This is a genomic window from Paracoccus haeundaensis, from assembly GCF_006239215.1.
Lineage (GTDB): Bacteria > Pseudomonadota > Alphaproteobacteria > Rhodobacterales > Rhodobacteraceae > Paracoccus > Paracoccus marcusii.
In genome coordinates this window covers 99,874-116,185 of record NZ_VDDC01000017.1, presented here as the reverse complement: position 1 = coordinate 116,185, position 16,312 = coordinate 99,874, and the positions used below count along the sequence as shown (strand labels likewise).

Annotated in this window: 14 protein-coding genes; 5 read left to right on the top strand and 9 right to left on the bottom strand. The window is 62.9% G+C overall.

All coding sequences use genetic code 11. From position 1 onward, the window contains the following. The first annotated feature begins 447 nt into the window (after positions 1 to 447). Positions 448 to 1,095, top strand: a complete 648-nt coding sequence (locus FHD67_RS11235; RefSeq protein ID WP_139598751.1) for a hypothetical protein — start codon at positions 448 to 450, stop codon at positions 1,093 to 1,095. An 828-nt stretch (positions 1,096 to 1,923) separates the two neighbouring features. Here the strand turns inward: FHD67_RS11235 and sciP are convergent. Continuing rightward, on the bottom strand, positions 1,924 to 2,232 hold the full coding sequence (gene sciP / locus FHD67_RS11230) for a CtrA inhibitor SciP (RefSeq protein ID WP_139598750.1): 309 nt from the start codon (positions 2,230 to 2,232) through the stop codon (positions 1,924 to 1,926). A gap of 202 nt (positions 2,233 to 2,434) precedes the next feature. Further along, positions 2,435 to 2,596: a hypothetical protein gene (locus FHD67_RS20435; protein WP_164871441.1), complete on the bottom strand. Its 162-nt coding sequence runs from the start codon at positions 2,594 to 2,596 to the stop codon at positions 2,435 to 2,437. A gap of 222 nt (positions 2,597 to 2,818) precedes the next feature. Here FHD67_RS20435 and FHD67_RS11225 point away from each other — a divergent pair, with 222 nt between their 5' ends. The 4 genes from FHD67_RS11225 (at position 2,819) to FHD67_RS11210 (ending at position 8,155) form a co-directional block, all read left to right on the top strand. Next, positions 2,819 to 3,568, top strand: a complete 750-nt coding sequence (locus FHD67_RS11225; protein ID WP_139598749.1) for an SDR family oxidoreductase — start codon at positions 2,819 to 2,821, stop codon at positions 3,566 to 3,568. A 391-nt stretch (positions 3,569 to 3,959) separates the two neighbouring features. Beyond that, a complete protein-coding gene (gene radC / locus FHD67_RS11220; protein ID WP_139598755.1) occupies positions 3,960 to 4,751 on the top strand; it encodes a RadC family protein in 792 nt (263 codons plus the stop codon). A gap of 807 nt (positions 4,752 to 5,558) precedes the next feature. Then, positions 5,559 to 7,076 (top strand): coiled-coil domain-containing protein, encoded by a 1,518-nt coding sequence (locus FHD67_RS11215; RefSeq protein ID WP_139598748.1) that lies wholly within the window; start codon positions 5,559 to 5,561, stop codon positions 7,074 to 7,076. A gap of 26 nt (positions 7,077 to 7,102) precedes the next feature. Next, positions 7,103 to 8,155 (top strand): TAXI family TRAP transporter solute-binding subunit, encoded by a 1,053-nt coding sequence (locus FHD67_RS11210; RefSeq protein ID WP_045998914.1) that lies wholly within the window; start codon positions 7,103 to 7,105, stop codon positions 8,153 to 8,155. On the opposite strand, the gene FHD67_RS11205 is transcribed toward FHD67_RS11210, so the two are convergent. The 7 genes from FHD67_RS11205 to FHD67_RS11170 form a co-directional block, all read right to left on the bottom strand. Continuing rightward, positions 8,156 to 9,862: an AAA family ATPase gene (locus FHD67_RS11205; RefSeq protein ID WP_045998915.1), complete on the bottom strand. Its 1,707-nt coding sequence runs from the start codon at positions 9,860 to 9,862 to the stop codon at positions 8,156 to 8,158. Positions 9,863 to 10,766: 904 nt separating this feature from the next. Further along, entirely contained in the window at positions 10,767 to 11,519 is a 753-nt protein-coding gene (locus tag FHD67_RS20430) for a hypothetical protein (protein ID WP_052715068.1), read from the bottom strand. A gap of 211 nt (positions 11,520 to 11,730) precedes the next feature. Continuing rightward, complete coding sequence (locus FHD67_RS11190; RefSeq protein ID WP_127898783.1) at positions 11,731 to 12,486, bottom strand: ABC transporter ATP-binding protein; 756 nt, start codon at positions 12,484 to 12,486, stop codon at positions 11,731 to 11,733. After that, positions 12,483 to 13,517 (bottom strand): FecCD family ABC transporter permease, encoded by a 1,035-nt coding sequence (locus tag FHD67_RS11185; protein ID WP_045998917.1) that lies wholly within the window; start codon positions 13,515 to 13,517, stop codon positions 12,483 to 12,485. The genes FHD67_RS11190 and FHD67_RS11185 overlap by 4 nt, the downstream gene beginning before the upstream one ends. Then, entirely contained in the window at positions 13,514 to 14,524 is a 1,011-nt protein-coding gene (locus tag FHD67_RS20705) for an ABC transporter substrate-binding protein (RefSeq protein ID WP_139598745.1), read from the bottom strand. Before FHD67_RS20705 ends, FHD67_RS11185 begins: the two co-directional genes overlap by 4 nt. 179 nt (positions 14,525 to 14,703) lie before the next feature. Continuing rightward, positions 14,704 to 14,961, bottom strand: coding sequence for a DUF2188 domain-containing protein (locus tag FHD67_RS11175; protein WP_139598744.1), 258 nt, complete (start codon positions 14,959 to 14,961; stop codon positions 14,704 to 14,706). Between the two features lie 148 nt (positions 14,962 to 15,109). Beyond that, on the bottom strand, positions 15,110 to 16,294 hold the full coding sequence (locus tag FHD67_RS11170) for an alginate export family protein (RefSeq protein ID WP_139598743.1): 1,185 nt from the start codon (positions 16,292 to 16,294) through the stop codon (positions 15,110 to 15,112). Positions 16,295 to 16,312: the final 18 nt, after the last annotated feature.

Below are 16,312 nucleotides of genomic sequence, written 5' to 3'. Positions count from 1 at the left end.
CACCCGCACAGAAACTGAAAATGGCTGCGTGAGTTCTACGACCAAACCCCGTTAAAACGGGGAGGATTACCCTACGACCGCACCGGCAGCAACTCGTTTTGGAATGGAGACACAGCCCCGGTAGCTGATCTCGTAAGTATCCTAAATGTCTGGGCGCGACTGGGCGAGCATCCGCTGTTAATCAGCCACAAGAAACTCGCAGACCAGCTTCGGGAACGCAGTGATCTGGACGAGAGCGTTATGGTCAATCACTTCCAGAGCGTTCGGGGCAGCAATGCTGCGGAGCACGCTTCTGCCGTATTCATCACAGGGCGGAATTCTCCACCAGCTTGGACCATCGATATAAAGGCTAGGGCTGTATTCTGGGCCGCTGATCAGCCCCTATGCCACGATGAGGCAAGCTTCTTACCTGCGACGGGAACGGCACTACCGCGATTGCCCACGGTGTTGAGGGGCTATCTGCAAAGTGGCGCAAACCCTCATCCGCAATCCGGTGTAGAGGTCAGATCGTTCACAGATGAACGCATCGAGGCCTTGCACCGGCAGAGTCGAGAAGCAGAAACTATCCAGGCCATCGCCCGGCTTCGTCTGGTTCATGCACCATTCGTCAAAAATGTCATTCTGCTCGGCAATCTGCCAGTCGAAATGCCGGTGGATCAGTTTGTCCGCTTTGACGAGTTGATGCCTGATCGGCTGGAGATTGAATTGATCCGCAAGGGTAATGTCCCGCTGTCTGCCGCGGGGCTTCTTCGGATGCGTCCGGACTTGGCCACGAATGCCCCCCAAGCCAAGAAAATGTTGCAGCGGAGTCGGGTCAAGGACCCCAGCCGGCTGAGGGCATTACCAATTCTTTCTCAGACAGGCCTGCTTGTCATCGAGTTCAAAGCTACGAATGCGGGCCGTACTGCCACTCATCAGCACCTGTTCATACTCCTTAACCAGCAAGCAGAACGGCTTCCTGCCGCGTCATCCATCAACCTCTCAGCTGGGCATATCCCCTTCGCTGATTGGGTTGCTTACCTCGAGAATGGCGATCCGGAGATCCCCGGTTCGGGTTGGTCGGGGGTTCATCAGCCACGGCTGCTTTGGGCTTAAGGGGACAAGGTCCTATAGATATCTAATTAGACCTTGTCCCCATAGCAGGTCCGTGAGCCCCCGTGTTGGACTGCCGGACGACGGAACAATCCGGCCATGTCACTAGACGCTTCTGATCACCATCGCCCAATTCGGTACAGCAAATCACCCACAGCCAAGGCCACCCCGCCTGATTTCAAGATCTGTCACATTACGAAAAACGCACGGTGCATCGACTGAACAGCCCGCTAAGCCATGAACGCAGGTTGACTAGCTATTTCGCCCAACAACGGTCGGGGATGTATACGGTATCGGGTAGGGGTGGGGGTGGCACTCGCCCCCCGGGGACATCTGAACGACTGCCGAAGCATTATTCAGCAGGCCCTAGCCGTAGAACATACCGTAGTACAATATGTGCCCGTTGACACAGCCTCGGACGACCAGTAGCCATTAATTTGTTGAGGTAAATAGCTGCCAAGGTGCCTGCAACGGGAGCCTAACCAAGACCGGCAAGGTCAAGGACACCGTCTCCGGGCACCAATAATCTCACTATTCTCAGCCAATTAACTCATATCGGCTGTAGGCATTTTGCGCTTTAATGTGAGTGTGATTACCTAGGGTTATACTAGGAGCATCGTAAGTAATCTGCAAATTAAAGCCGCGACGAATGCATGTCCTTTGGAAACGAAAGGCGCTCCTTTGCCACATCACGCGGTCGGTGTCAAACTACACGACGACCCCTAAGTAGCTGAGATGACTTGTCGAGCACATGCTGTGCTATTTGGCAAAACGTAATCGTCGATGAAACAATCGCAAGACCGATGCTCAAGCCGATGCTGACCTTTGCAGCTAGTCCGCACAAGTATCAGTCGATTGATCAGATTGTGGCTGACGGTACTGCAGCAGTGCGGTCACCGTCAGGGCTGCCTTTCCACGGGCCGCGCTGGCACGGCACCACGAGTTGAACTCGTCGTCCGACAGGCCATAGCGCCGCAATGCATCATCCCTGTCGATCAGTCCGTGCAGCACGGCGAGCACCACTGTCTGCTTGCGCGAGGCAACCCAACGTGTGTCGGCATCGGGCAGATCGGCGACGCTGAGGATGCTGCCGTCATCGATCGTGACGGTGCGGAGGCGGGATGACTTTCGAATGAACATGATGAACCTCTTACGCGATAATAGATGGACAGGCGTGCAGCGGGCAGGGAGGTCGGCGGGCTCACGCATTGTCTGGATTATGGACAGGCTGCGATTGGATCACGAATATGACGCCATACGGAGCTAGCACGCCGCGTGATGTGACTTATCGTCTATAATGCAAAGGCATGTCAGTTATGTTAATTGAGCCTACTGACTGGGCTCAGCCTGCGCGGAACACGCCCCAGGTGACGGCCTGGTGCTGCAACCTGTCGCGAAGGTCGCGGAACTCTGCGTTGTGGGAATAGGCGCCGATGGCGGAAAGGATCATCGCCAGGTCTTTCGCCGAAACGACGGGGCGCAGATCGGTCTGGTTCTGGTGCATGAGAAAAATCCAACTCAATAAACTATACAAATTTAACTAGCCGACACCCGCCGTCCTGAGAACCTGCCTTTTCGCACAGGTTGTGGCACCTGTTCGGTGAAATTCCTGCGATTGCATGGCGCAGGCGGCTTGGGATGCACGCAGTGGTGCCGTAATGTCGTAGTCTGGTGGACCGGCTTGCTGGCCGTGTCCGTGAGACTGATGGCAAGGCAGGAGTGAAGAATGGTCGATCTGAGGGGCAAGGCGGTTCTGGTGACTGGGGCAAGCCGGGGTATAGGTGCGGCGACGGCACGGGTGCTTGCCGAGGCCGGGGCGCTCGTCGGCCTCATGTCCCGTGATGCACGCGCGATCTCACCGCTGGCCGACGAACTTGGCGGCATGGTTTTGGAAGGCGATGTCGCACGTGCCGCCGACATGGAGCGGGCGGTCGCGTCATTCTGTGATCGCGCGGGCCGGTTGGACGTCCTGATCAACAATGCCGGTGTCATCGGACCGATCGCCGGCACGGCCGATGCCGATCCGGATGCCTGGGGGCAGGCCATCGACATCAACCTGAAGGGCGTCTTTCACGGGATCCGTGCCGCACTGCCGGTCATGCGGTCGGCCGGCGGCGGGACCATCCTGACGGTGGGATCGGGCGCCGCCCATGCTCCTCAGGAGGGGTGGAGCGCCTATTGTGCCAGCAAGGCAGGCGCATTGATGCTGACGCGCGCCGTGGATCAGGAGGCGCGGGCGGACGGCGTTCGGGCGATCAGCCTGTCGCCGGGTACCGTGGCGACAGACATGCAGGCGGCGATCCGCGACAGCGGCGTCAATCCGATCAGCCAGCTGGACTGGACGGTGCATATCCCGCCGGAATGGCCCGCACGTGCACTGCTTTGGATGTGCGGGCCGGGTGCGGATGCGTTTCTGGGTGCCGAGATCTCGCTGCGCGATGAGGCCATTCGGCGGCGTGTGGGCCTGATCTCTTGAGCAGCAGAGAGAGCGACGGTTCAGGCCTGTGCGAGAGATGTTGATCCTTTGCGGCAGCACCAACTGCGGGAACGAAACGCACGTCATGGCTTGGGCAACCGGCAATGAGTTTCCGGCATCAAGCCCGCATTTCCAGTGCCTGCCGTGTTGCCCGTTAAGGATTGATTTACCTTATTTGCGCAATGTGTCCCGCTGAGGGCCGGGAATGCGCAAGACGATTGCCCGGCATCGTATTTCGATATGACGGGGGCGCATCATGATCTGGGGTCGAAGCGGCAAGGTGCAGGCGTCGCAAACGGAGGAGGCGCGGGATACGGTCGAGCTTTCGGTCCGATCACCGGGCGGGTTCTCCGAAGAGGCGCTCAAGGGTCTGGCCGACCTCGAGGCCCGCATGCCGCCCCCCGAGGCGGTGACCGAGCCCGCGTTCACCAGGTCCTTCCGCATGACGGACCGGCTGAAGCCCGATGCCGCGGCGGGCGGCGGGCTGGTGACAGGGACGGACGGGACCGCCCAGCCGCATTACTGGGGTCATCGTGAACGGCTGCGGACCCGCTTTCTTGAGGGTGGTCATGCGCCGATGCCCGATTACGAGATGCTGGAGCTTCTGCTGTTCAATGCCGTACCCAAGATCGACGTCAAGCCCTTGGCCAAGCGCCTGCTTGCCACATTCGGGGACCTGAACGGCGTCGTCGCGGCATCCGAACATCGCATCAGGCAGGTCGAGGGCGCGGACCGTTGGGTCTATCTGCAACTGCGGCTGGTGGACGCGTTCGCGCAGCGGATGGCCCAGGCCAAGGTTCTGCAGCGCGAGGTGCTGTCGTCCTGGCAGGCGCTGATCTCTTATTGCCGCACCTGCATGGCCTATCGCGAGACCGAGCAGTTTCGGGTGCTGTTCCTGGATCGCAAGAACACGATCATCGCCGATGAAGCCTTGGGCAGCGGTACCGTCGGGCACGTGCCGGTCTATCCCCGCGAGGTGGCCAAGCGGGCTCTGGAACTGAATGCAAGCGCCGTGATCCTGGTCCACAACCATCCTTCCGGCGACCCGACGCCCAGTGACGAGGACATCACCATGACCGCCCGCGTCGCTGCGGCCTGTGAGGCGATCGATGTCTCGGTCCACGACCACGTCATCATCGGCAAGGATGCGGAGGCGTCATTCCGGGAGCAGGGGCTGTTGTAGTCCATTCGGGTTTCGGCTGCCGCCGAGACCAGTCATACTGTGCCGTATCCAATCGATATGATGCCCACGGTGGAACCGAGCGAGGGCATAATCGGATCGACTTGATATTGGTCGAGTAACGAAAAGGACCCGTCCGAATCGGACGCGGTTCCTGTGATTGGGATCGGTTCTGGTCTGGTCGGCATGGCCACGGCGTGCCGGCTTGTTGGTAAATCCTTATGTCAGGTAGCGACTGGATCAGTCTCAGAACTGACGCTCGTTGCTATCATTTCATCGCGCAGGGAACAGGACACGTTCGTAACATCACAGCCGGCCCTAATTACCTTGTTGCTCCGCGATTGAATGTACAAATACCGAGGAGGGACATGACTGTCTGTGCGTCTGTAGCATGGTACCTAGGCTCAATAGAACCTGCGACTCTGCCGCCAAGTTCGCGGACAGATCTCTCTATCCCGAAATAGGCATCTCGCAGAGCTGAAGTTTCAATGCATGCAGAAGCTCGCGTGCTGCCCGTCCTTGACAGCGTAGGTTTTCTCGTGTTGCGGCGACATGTACGTCCGCAAATTTGGCGTTCCGATCAGGCGATAGCGCGCCGGATTTGCACGGTGGTGGTTCAGATGCGCTACGCGCTATCAGGAGCGTTTGCGGGGATTTCTCTACAGATGAATCCCCGCGTCTGGGCTGGCCAAACTTGACAATCCGTCATGTGGCTTCATTATGAAACTACGGAGGATTTTAATTGTGTTCGTGTTTTCTCGTGTTCCGATAGCCGCTCTGGCAGCGGTCGGCTTTCTGGGGACAGCTCCCTTGGCATCGGCGCAGGCGACGCCGGATGACCTGGCCGCGCAGGCGCAGGCCTTGCGTCAGATCATCGCGCAAATGGAGCTTGAGGCTGCCGAGCTGGAGCCTCAGGTCGAGGCGGCGCGTACGGAGCTGAGCGAGCTGACGGCCAGGATCGAGGCGGCGACCAGCCAGCTTGCGCAGGAGCAGGAAAGCCTTGCGGGCGCGCAAGAGAACCAGGGCACGGTTCAAAGCGGCACCGAGAGTGCAGAGGCGCAGGAAGCTGATCTGAGAACCCGGATCGCGGCGGCTGAGGCGGAACTTGAGGACTTGAACACCACCCTCGAAGCGCGGCGCGCCGAGGCGGAGGAACTGGCTCAACGGACGGAAGATCTTCGCACGACCGAGCAGGAGCAGGCACAGAGACTTGCCGTGCTGGAGGAGGAGATAGCAGCCGCCACCGCCAGCCGTGACGAGATGACCTCTGCGCGGCAGGAGATTGAACCGCAGCTTGACGCGATGCGTGCGGAGCTGGCGGATCTGACAACGCGTCGCGATGCGATGCAGGCGGAATTGGAGCGGTCCGAAAGCCTTTCTGCAGAGGTTGCAGAGAGACAGGAACAGGCGGCTGCCGTCGAGGCGCAATTGGCTGCCGCGCAGGCTGAACTGGCTGAGCTGACCACACGTCGCGACGCGGTGCGAGCGGAACTGGAGCAATCCGAAGGCCTCTCTGCACAGGTTGCAGAGCGGGAGGATCAGATGGCCGCCGCTCAGGCCCAGTTGGACGAAGTTCAGACGGAACTGACGGAGTTGACCGCGCGTCGCGATGCGATGCAGACGGAGCTTGAACAGGCGGAAGGCCTCTCCACGCAGGTTGCGGAGCGAGAGGAGCAGGCTGCCGCTGCGGAGTCGCAGCTGAATGCCCTCCAGGCGGAACTGGCAGAGCTGATCACGCGTCGCGATGCGATGCAGGCTGAGTTGGAGCAGTCTGAAAACCTCTCCGCGCAAATCGCGGAGCAGGAGGAACAGGCGGCCGCGGCCGAGGCCGAGTTGAATGCAGTGCAGTCGGAACTGGCGGAACTGACCACGCGTCGTGACGCGATGCAGGCCGAGCTGGACCGGTCCGAGAGCCTTGCCGCACAGATCGCGGAGCAGGAGGAGCGTGCCGCAGCGTTGCAGACGCAAATCGAGACGCTGAGCACCGACTTGGCCGCACAGCAGGCTGAGCCGGAGCAGGCAGCCGCCCCCGAGCCGCCGACGGATGCGCCCGCCGAACCGGGCCCCGTGGCAACGCAGGAACCTGCGGCAGACGCGCAACTGGCGGTCACCGGCGACGACGGCTCGGCTCTGCAACCGCGGGACGCGGATCAGGTCAGCGCCATCCTGGCCACCACGCCCGGTCTTCCGCAATCACAGGCGTCGCGCGACCGGCTGCGCGACCTGCTGGTCGAAGGCCAGTGCACCATCGACGCGCTGCGCGAGGTCCAGAACCCCATCAACCGCCAAGCGTTGCTTGTCCTTCTGGCCGGGCTGGACGGATGCTGACATTCCTCAAGCGGAAAGAGACGACGATGCCAATTTCCAAGCTTCTGCAACGCCTTGCCTTCGGGATCTGCGTGGCGTCCGGCATGTCCGTCGCAGGCCATGCCCAGAACGCCGACATGACGATCATGACCGGATCGCCGACCGGCACTTATATCCAGATCGGTCGCGACCTGAGCGGCCTGATGCAGCAATGCGGCCAGAACCTGGAGGTCGTCGAATCGGCCGGCTCGCTGGAGAATTTCCTGGCCGTGCGTCAGCGCCCCAACACTCAGTTCGGCATCGTCCAGAACGACGTGCTGGAGTACATGCAGACATTCGCAAGCGATGATCCTGCCGTGGCGCGGGCCATCGCCGGCGTTCGGATCGCCTTTCCCCTGTACGAGGAGGAAGTCCACATCCTGGCGCGCCGCGACATCGCCGACTTCGGCGGGCTGAATGGCAAGCGGGTCGCCATCGGGGTCGAAGACAGCGGCACCTATCTGACCGCATCGCTGATGATCTCTCTGGCCGGCATCGAACCGGCCGAGGTGCTGCCCATCGCACCCGGCGATGCGCTGCCGCAGCTGGAAGCGGGCGACATCGATGCCTTCTTCTATGTCGCGGGGGCGCCCGCCGCACTGTATGCCGAAAACGAGATCGACGGAGAGCAGTTCCACCTGCTGCCAATCCAGGATGACACGCTGCAGGCGGTCTATACCCCGGCGACGCTGGCGGGCGGGACCTATGCCTTTCAGCCGGACCCGGTGGACTTGGTCGCCGTCAAGGCGGTGCTGATGACCTATGAATACGATCCACGTGGCAACCGCTATCATCAGGCCAGCTGCCGCGGCGTGTCGGACCTGTCGTCGCTGATCCTGTCCAACATCGACACCCTGCGCTCCGACGGTCATGCAAAATGGCAGTCGGTCAACCTGACCGACATTCCGCTGGGCTGGGACATCTCGACCTGCGTGAACCGGGGGATCGACCCGGAATACGTGCCCAGCTGCACCCCCGTCGCGCCAGAGGCCGAGACGCCGACCGACAGCGAGGCCAACGCGGCCTATCGCCGCAACATCTGCGCCGTTCTGGGCTGCTGATCAGGGCGCCGTCGGCACCGCCCAGTCCGATGCCGGGCCGGGCGTACCGTCGGCGCGCAGGGCCGCGACCCGCCACCGTGCAACGGGCTGTTCAATCAGGGCTGCTGTCAGGTCGGTGTCGATCTGTTCGATCTGCTCCGATCCTTCGACGTTGAATTCCACGCGATACTGCACCGGGTCCGGCCCATCGGGTGCGGACCAGTACAGTTCGGACTGACCTGCCGTCAGGATGGTCTGGCGGTTCGGGGTGGGCATGCCGGGAACCTCTGCGGGGGACGCATCGGCGACATCAAGCTCGCGCAGCCGTGCAACGGCGCCCGAGATATCGGGTGCCTTGCGATACCATGCGCGGGCGCTGTTCGGATCGGCCTCGACCCCGATGCCGGTCTCATACAGCTGACCCAGATAGTACGCGGCCCGTTCGTTGCCCCACAGCGCAGCACGCTTGTACAGCGCCAGCGCCGCCGCCTGATCGACGATATCCGCCTCAAGCGCCTGCGTCAGGAGAATCTGCGCGTCCGGAGCGTTCTCCTCGACCTCCGTTACGATCGCGGCCTGCCGCGGGGCGGGTTCGGCCACGGGTTCCGGTGCGATGGGCGCGGGTGCAGGGGACGCCGCTTCTGGTGCTTGGACAGTCACCGCCGGAGTTTCCGCGGCCTGATCGACGGGCGCCCGGTCCGGGGTCAGCACATAGCCGCCGATTGCGACAAGACCGATCACGGCCGCGCCGGCCAGGGCGGGCGTCTGCCACCGACGCGCGGGCGGCTCCTCCAGCAGCAAGGGCACATGCCCCGCGGGCGCTGTCCCAACATAGGGTTCCGGGAAAGACGGCGGTGCAGCGGGTTCTTCGATGGATGCCGCTTCATCGCGGTACCCGCCTGCAGGCAGGTCGGGCAACGGGTGGGGCAGGGTCCCGGCCTGCGCCAAGTCGGACAGACAGACATGAACGTAAACCTCGTCCATCCGGCCGCCTGGAGCCATCCGCTCCCGGGACAAGCAGTGCCGCACCAGACGGTCGATCTGGCCGGGATTGCCGCCGGAGGCCTCATGGATCAGCCAAAGCCCGCCGGCATCAAAGGGCTGGCGTCCCCCGTGACAGGGGCATTTCCGGACGCGGAAGCGATGCGCGATATAGTCGGCGGTCTCTGCCTGCGTCAGGGGCTGCATCCGCAGATGCCCCCCGATCCTGCGCCGCAACTCGTCATGAATTGGGGGGTCGAGCAGGGCGGCGGCCTCTCCGCGTCCGACCAGCAGGACATACAGCGGCTGCGGCAAGCCCGAGGCGGCCGTGATCTCCTCCAGGAATTCCTTGGAGGGTTCGGACAACAGATGCGCATTGTCGACGATCAGGACACATTTCCGGTAGGTCGAGCGACCTTTCTCCAGAAGCCGTGTCAGTTCCGTCAGCGGGTCTGGGGAACTGATGCCGAACGCCTTGGGCGCTTCCTGCGACAGATCCATGCCCGGACGATCCAGCGTGACCCGTCCGATCTTCATGTCACCGGAGGATTGCGCGATGAACTCCGACGTCAGGACGGTCTTCCCGATCCGGGCCGGCCCCGACAGGACCAGCAGCCCACGATCGAACTTGGTCCAGGCCTTGATCATCGCCAGATGATCGCGATGCGCTTCGGTCAGATACAGTTGATGCCGGCCCGGTGCCGACGCGAAGCAGGGGCAGGACAGTGTATCAAAGGCGTTGTCCACTGCTCTCTCCACCAAGGCACGAGGTCCAAGCATACCGCAACGGATGCCACACAATCGAAATGCTCTGTTAACCAAGGTAAACAAGAATGGCGCGAGGGTCCATCGGCCACCTGCTCAGGTCCCTGAAAAGTGCATGTCAATTGTTGGTATTGTCCGGCGGTATGACGGTGCCATGATGAACGCCTCTGTTGAAACCTTTACAGACGCTCCGAGAAAATATGTGGCATATATATTATTTAGGGGTCTTTAGTATGTTCGCCTAAGATGCCGAAATTTTTAAATGATACCAGTATGGGCTAGTTTTTATGGCATGACCGACAGATGCGTTTAGGGTTAGGCTAGAATATCCGCAAGGATTTTTTCTAGAATTTTCATTATAAATCAAATTCATGTAAGATAATAGCCTTGGGGTTTAGCGAGCAACATCTACTAAATAGTGTACGTCTCCACGTTAATCCTTTTGGTATCTTAAAATGTCCTTCTGGGCGTTATTGGCGCAGACGGCTTTGCATCTGTTGATTCCGTGGCGCATGCGCATAATAGAAAGTCCTGCCCGGACTTTTAAGTATAGAACAGCATATTCCACTTCTTTTACCGACATGGATGATTGAGCCTTATTCTCCAAAAGGTTGATACGAAAATAATCTATCAACCATGTAGCGAATATTGGAGAAAAGTTTTTCGCTTTTGGCACCACCGGAGCGTTCAGAAAAACTGCAAGTATACTGAGCTTTTAAATGATCGGCAGGCCAGCGCAATCGAGACGCCTAGTACTATGCGCTGGCGTTTTCATGGCCTGTTTTATAGGGGAAAGGCCAGCCTACCCGGAAAGGCAAGTCACGATCGCCTTGGCTTCACGCCAGAGTACTCCGCTCTCCGGAGGCGCCAATACAGACGCCCCCAATCACGGCAGCCAAATTTCGATCGTGCCGTCCCGCGGGGTGGGGCGGAAGAAGGTGAAGTCTGCCACCGTCTCCCGGCCACCCCCGCCGATCAAGTCGGCGATGGTCCCGGAAACCTCGCGGTCGGCGTCCTGAAAATAACGGATGCTCTGGCGGTCGACTGCGTAGCGGACGGGACGGGTCTCGACCTCGGCCGTGCCAAGGGCGCGCAGAAGGCGGCTGATTTCCTGCGAACGCTCGAACCCGCCGCGTTCGGGATAGTGGATCACGACCCGCGCCTGCGCCAATGTCCGCGATCCGAAGGACGGTGTCGCCGCGGGGATGCCATTCCACGGAACGGGGGCCGTCGTGGCGGGGGGTTGCGTGAACACGGGTGCACCGGGAGGTGAGACGGGCACCGGCGATGGCGCAACGGGCACAGGCACAGGAACCGGCACGGGCGCCGGTGATGGCGCGACGGGCACGGGTACCGGCGCCGCGACAGGCGGGCTGGGTGGCGCGACGGCGACCGGCGTGCGGGGAGCGGGTTCCGCCGGAGCCGCCCGCTCGGGTCGGGGCGCCGGGGGGGCTTCGGGCGTCGGCTGCGGTTCGGGCGCGGCAGTCTGGCCGGGCAGGGGCGGCAGGTGCCGCCAGATGTCCTGCGCCGTGGGAATGCCCCCCGCATTGCCCTGCGCCCCCGCCTGCGCGGCGATCAGGCAGGCGGTCATGGTCAGCGCCCCAAGGCGGGCTGTCAGCTGGCTGCGGCGTTGGGTCATGTCACGGGCCTTTGCTGTGATGCGTGCGTCCCGGCACCTTGATCAGCCACCGGGGCGTTGCACGCGTTGTGGGATGCATAACGGACCCCGCCCGCGTGTCACGTCAAGTTCCGGTTATCCCCGCTGAACGGCAAAAAATCGCTTAATTTCAACGCTTAATTGCGGAAGGCGCCATGTCTTTCCGTCCAGGTTGTTGGTGCGACCGCTGGTCCTATTGGAACAGGATGTGACGCCGTCCGTCGCGCGCGTGATGAAAATCGCATGTCACCCGGAACACGTCGGCCAACAGGTCCTGCGTCAACACCTCGGCCGGGGGACCATCCGCCACGACGCGGCCCTGGTCAAGCACCAGCAGGCGGTCGCAGAACATGGCCGCGTGGTTCAGATCGTGCAGCGCCACGATGCTGGTCAGCCCAAGTCTGGAAACCAGCCGCAGCAGGTCCAGCTGATGCTGGATGTCCAGATGATTGGTCGGCTCGTCCAGGAACAGCTCCCGGGGCTGCTGGGCCAGGGCACGGGCGATCTGGACGCGCTGACGCTCGCCGCCCGACAGGCCCTGCCAGCTTTCATGGCGGAACGCGGTCATGTCGACCTGTTCCAGCGCCCGTTCGACCGCGATCATGTCGGCCGTCGAACATCCCGCCAGAGGCGCGCGGTGGGGTGTCCGTCCCAGCATCACGACCTCCTGGACGGTCACGTTCATCTCGGTCTGCGCGTGCTGCTGGACCAGAGCCACGCGCCGTGCGAGGTCGCGCCGGCGCATTCCCGCGATGTCCTGTCCATCCAGCGTGACCTGGCCCCGGTCCGGCCGCCGCAGCCCCGCCAACAGCCGCAGCAGAGAGGACTTGCCCGACCCGTTCGGCCCCAACAGCCCCAGGATCGTGCCCGGCTGGACGCGCAGCGACACGTCATGCAGGATCGCCTTGCGCCCGACGCCCCAGGACAGGTTGGTGGCTGCGATGCTCATGCCGTGGCCCTCGCGCGGTACAGGATCAGTGAAAAGCACGGGACGCCCACCAGCGCGGTGACGATGCCGATGGGCAGGGTCTGCTGGGTCATCACGCTGCGCGAGACGATGTCGGCCAGGACCATGAACACCGCGCCGACCACCGCGCAGGCGGGCAGCAGACGCATGTGTCCCGGCCCGATCAGGAACCGCACCGCGTGGGGGACGACCAGCCCGACAAAGCCGATGGATCCGACCATGCTGACGATGGTCGCGGTGATCAATGCCGTCGTCGCGAACAGGACGATCCGCACCCGGCCCACCGCGATCCCCATGGATGCGGCCGCGTCGTCGCCGAAGGTGAAGGCATCCAGCGCGTGTGCATACCAGATGCAGACGACAAGCCCGATCAGCATCACCACGGCCAGCAGCTGGAATTCCGGCCAGCGCACGCCTCCAAAGCTGCCCAGCAGCCAGAACATCACGTCACGCGCCTGCTGCGCGTTGCCCGAGGTGGTGACGACATAGGCGGTCAGCGCGTTGAACAGCTGTGCGGCAGCGACCCCGGCCAGGATCGTGCGATCCGGCCCGCCGCGTCCGCCATCCGACAGCAGCGCCACGAAGGCAAAGGCCGCCAACGCCCCCGCAAAGGCGCCGGCCGACAGCGACACGGTGCCCGCGCCGACGCCCAGGATGATCACCGCCACGGCCCCCGTCGACGCGCCCGCGGACACGCCCAGCACATAGGGTTCGGCCAAGGTATTGCGCAGCAGCGATTGCAGGATCGCACCGCAGATCGCCAATCCCGCCCCGCACAGCGCCGCGACCAGCGCCCGGCTGAGACGCAGGTCCCAGATCACGCTGTCCTGGATGCGGCTGATCTGGGCATCGGTCCAGCCCAGGTGGTTGGTGGCCGACAGGCCGACGGTCGCCAGCGGGATCCGCATCTCTCCAATGCTGACGGCCAAGGCCACCGCGACCGTCAGGGCCGCGGTCGCGATCATCAGCAGGGCGGCGAAACCTCCCCTGCCGCGATGGGCCGAAACGCTCATTTCCCCTGCAGCGCGTCCAGCTGACGGGCCAGCTCCTCGGCGCCATAGATGGTGCGGATCGTCGGGTTCATCGCCGCGCCGTTCATGGTCAGGATGTGGCCCTGCTGAACCGCGGGCATCTGGCTGACCGAGGGGTCGCTTTCCAGGAACGCGATCTTGTTGTCGGCGCGGTCCAGGTCCCACCGGTCGCGGTCCAGCGATGCAGCGACGATATAGGTCGGATCGGCGGCGATGATGCCCTCCCACCCGACAGTCGGCCATTCCGCCTCGGTCGTGATCGCGTTGCGGCCGCCCAGCAGGTCGGCGATGAAGCCCGACGCGCCGTTCTTGCCGCCCAGATAGGCGTCCTCTCCGGCCGAGGGGCTGGAGAACCAGAACAGGAAGGTCATGTCGTCGTCGCGGTCGAACCGCGCACGCAGGTCGGCCTCGCGCTTGCGGAAGTCTGCGATCAGCGCCTGCCCGCGATCGGCCACGTCGAAGATGCGCGATAGCTCGTCGATCTCCTGGTACAGAAGGACCATGTTCCACAGTTGATCGCGGCTGCCATAGATGTCGCCGGCATCGTCGCGGGTGTTGCAGATGCCGGGCGACAGATAGCTGGGAATGCCCAGATCGGCAAAGTCCTGTCGTTTGGCGACCTTGCTGTCATCGCCCAGCAGCAGCGGCAGCTGTGCCGCCACGAAGTCCGGCTCCTTGGTCAGGATCCCTTCCAAGGTGGGCTGTTCGACGGTCAGGATCTCGACGGCGGCATTCGCCTCTTCCAGCTCTGGCAGCACCTTGGTGGGCCAGAAGGCCGACGCGGCCAACCTGTCCTGCAGCCCCAGCATCAGCAGGATCTCGGCGCTGTTCTGGCCCAAGGCCACGGCATTCTGGGGTGCCTGCTCGACGGTGATCTCAACGCCGCAGTTCTCCAGCGTCAGCGGATACTGCGTCGGTTCGGCCCACAGCGCCGCGGGCGCTGCAAGACAGGCCAAGGCCACGAGGATGAATCGGGGGGGCTGGTGCATGGTCTGCTGCCTAATCGTGTATGACGTTGCCGGGCCGATAGCACCGCCGGATCAGGTCGGCAACGAAAATAGTCAACTTTAGGACCCCTCAACGATGGCGTCGCAGGGTGGGGGTGTTGCGGCGACGGAAATATCAGCGTCGGCACAGGGGGTTGCGTCGACGCTGTCAACTGTAACGCTTATCCTGCTTGTGTCGCGCCGTCGCGGACGTCGACCTCGGGGCGGTCGTCGCCCGACACGTCCTCCTCGCGCCAGGTGCCATTTTCGTCCTGGTACTGGACGACCTCCGACTCGCCGCTCAACTGCTGTCGCGCGGCGACGTCGTTGGCGGCGGCGGTCGCCTGTTCCTTTGTGGGATAGGTTTCCGAGAACACGTCGTCCAGCTTGTAGGCCCAGCCACCGTCATGCTCGACGATCTCGTACACGATCTTGGTCATTCGCTTTGTCCTTGCTTGGGCAGGCGCACGGTCACGGGTCGTCCGGTCCGCGCGATTGCCTGTTTTCACAGCTCCCGCATCAACGGCCGGCCCGCTCGCTCCGTTCCGTGAAAACTTTCCTGGCGCTGCATGCCCGCTGGCAGGCGCATCAGAACGCGTATTCCATCTTGATCCGGGCAGCCATGCCGCGGTCGGGGTCGGCCGCGTCGGACCCCCCGGCGAACCAGCCGATCGCCGCGTCGATTTCCAGTGCATCGGTCGGACGAAGGCCCAGGACCAGGTCCAGCGCGTCGCCCAGGTGGCTGTCCTGTCCCTGTGTCACCGACACGCGGCGATAGTGGTGGTACAGCAGATCGACCGATACCGCGTCGTTTGCCGTCAGGCCGACGCCCGCGGTCGCGATGCGGATATCGCTCAGATCGGGATCAAGCGCCTCGCCATAGTATTTCAGCTTGGCGAACCCGCCCAGACGCGCCTCGTTCGACTGCAGCCCGGTCTGGCGATAGGCGCGGTCGGTGCCGTCGTCGGGGTCGCCGTCGCCGCTGCCTTGGGCAAAGGCCACCGTCACGCGCGGCTGCAGGTCGTGATCCTCCCACAGGCGGGTCGCGCCGATGTCGAACCCGTATCCCTCCAAACGGCGGTCGTCGTCCGATCCGCGCGACAGCCCCGCATCCGCCCAATAGGTCAGGCCGTCGCCCAACTCTCCCCAGGACCGCAGGCCTAGGGACAGCTGCTCTCCGGCGCCCCTCTCGCGGTCGTCGCCAAGGATGGCGAAGGCCTCGACAAAGCGGTCATCAACAGGTTCCATCTGCGCAAGCAGGCCGTAATAGGCGATGCGGTCGCCGCGCGACCCCGGCTCGAACAGGGTGCGGGGCAGCCAGCCCACGCGGCCTGCCAGCGCGTCGATGCGTACCGGGCCCGCGTCAAAGCGGGCCATGACACCGTCGATGTTCTCGTCGATCAGCCATTCGCGTTCATCGCGGTACAACCACCGCCCGGCGCGAATGCGAAAGCCGTCGTCATACTGCAGATAGGCCTGATTGACGCGCGCGGTGTTGGTCGTGCTGCGCGGCTCTCCGCGTTCCCAGACCCGTTCGGAGAAGACGTCGAATTCGAAGAAGCCGGACCAGGTTTCCTCCAACGCGACCTCGCCGATCAGGCGGAACAGCGGGCTGACGGCCCCCTCACGGTCCCGGTCGCCATCATCCGTCTGCCGTTCATAGGCCAGGTCCAGCTGCAGCGACCGACGGAACTCGATCGCGGGCGGGTCGGCCAGGGCCGGGACGGGAAGGGATAGGGTCGCGGCAATCAGCAGGGGGCCGATACGGTCCATGCGCAGGTTCTCTCTTGG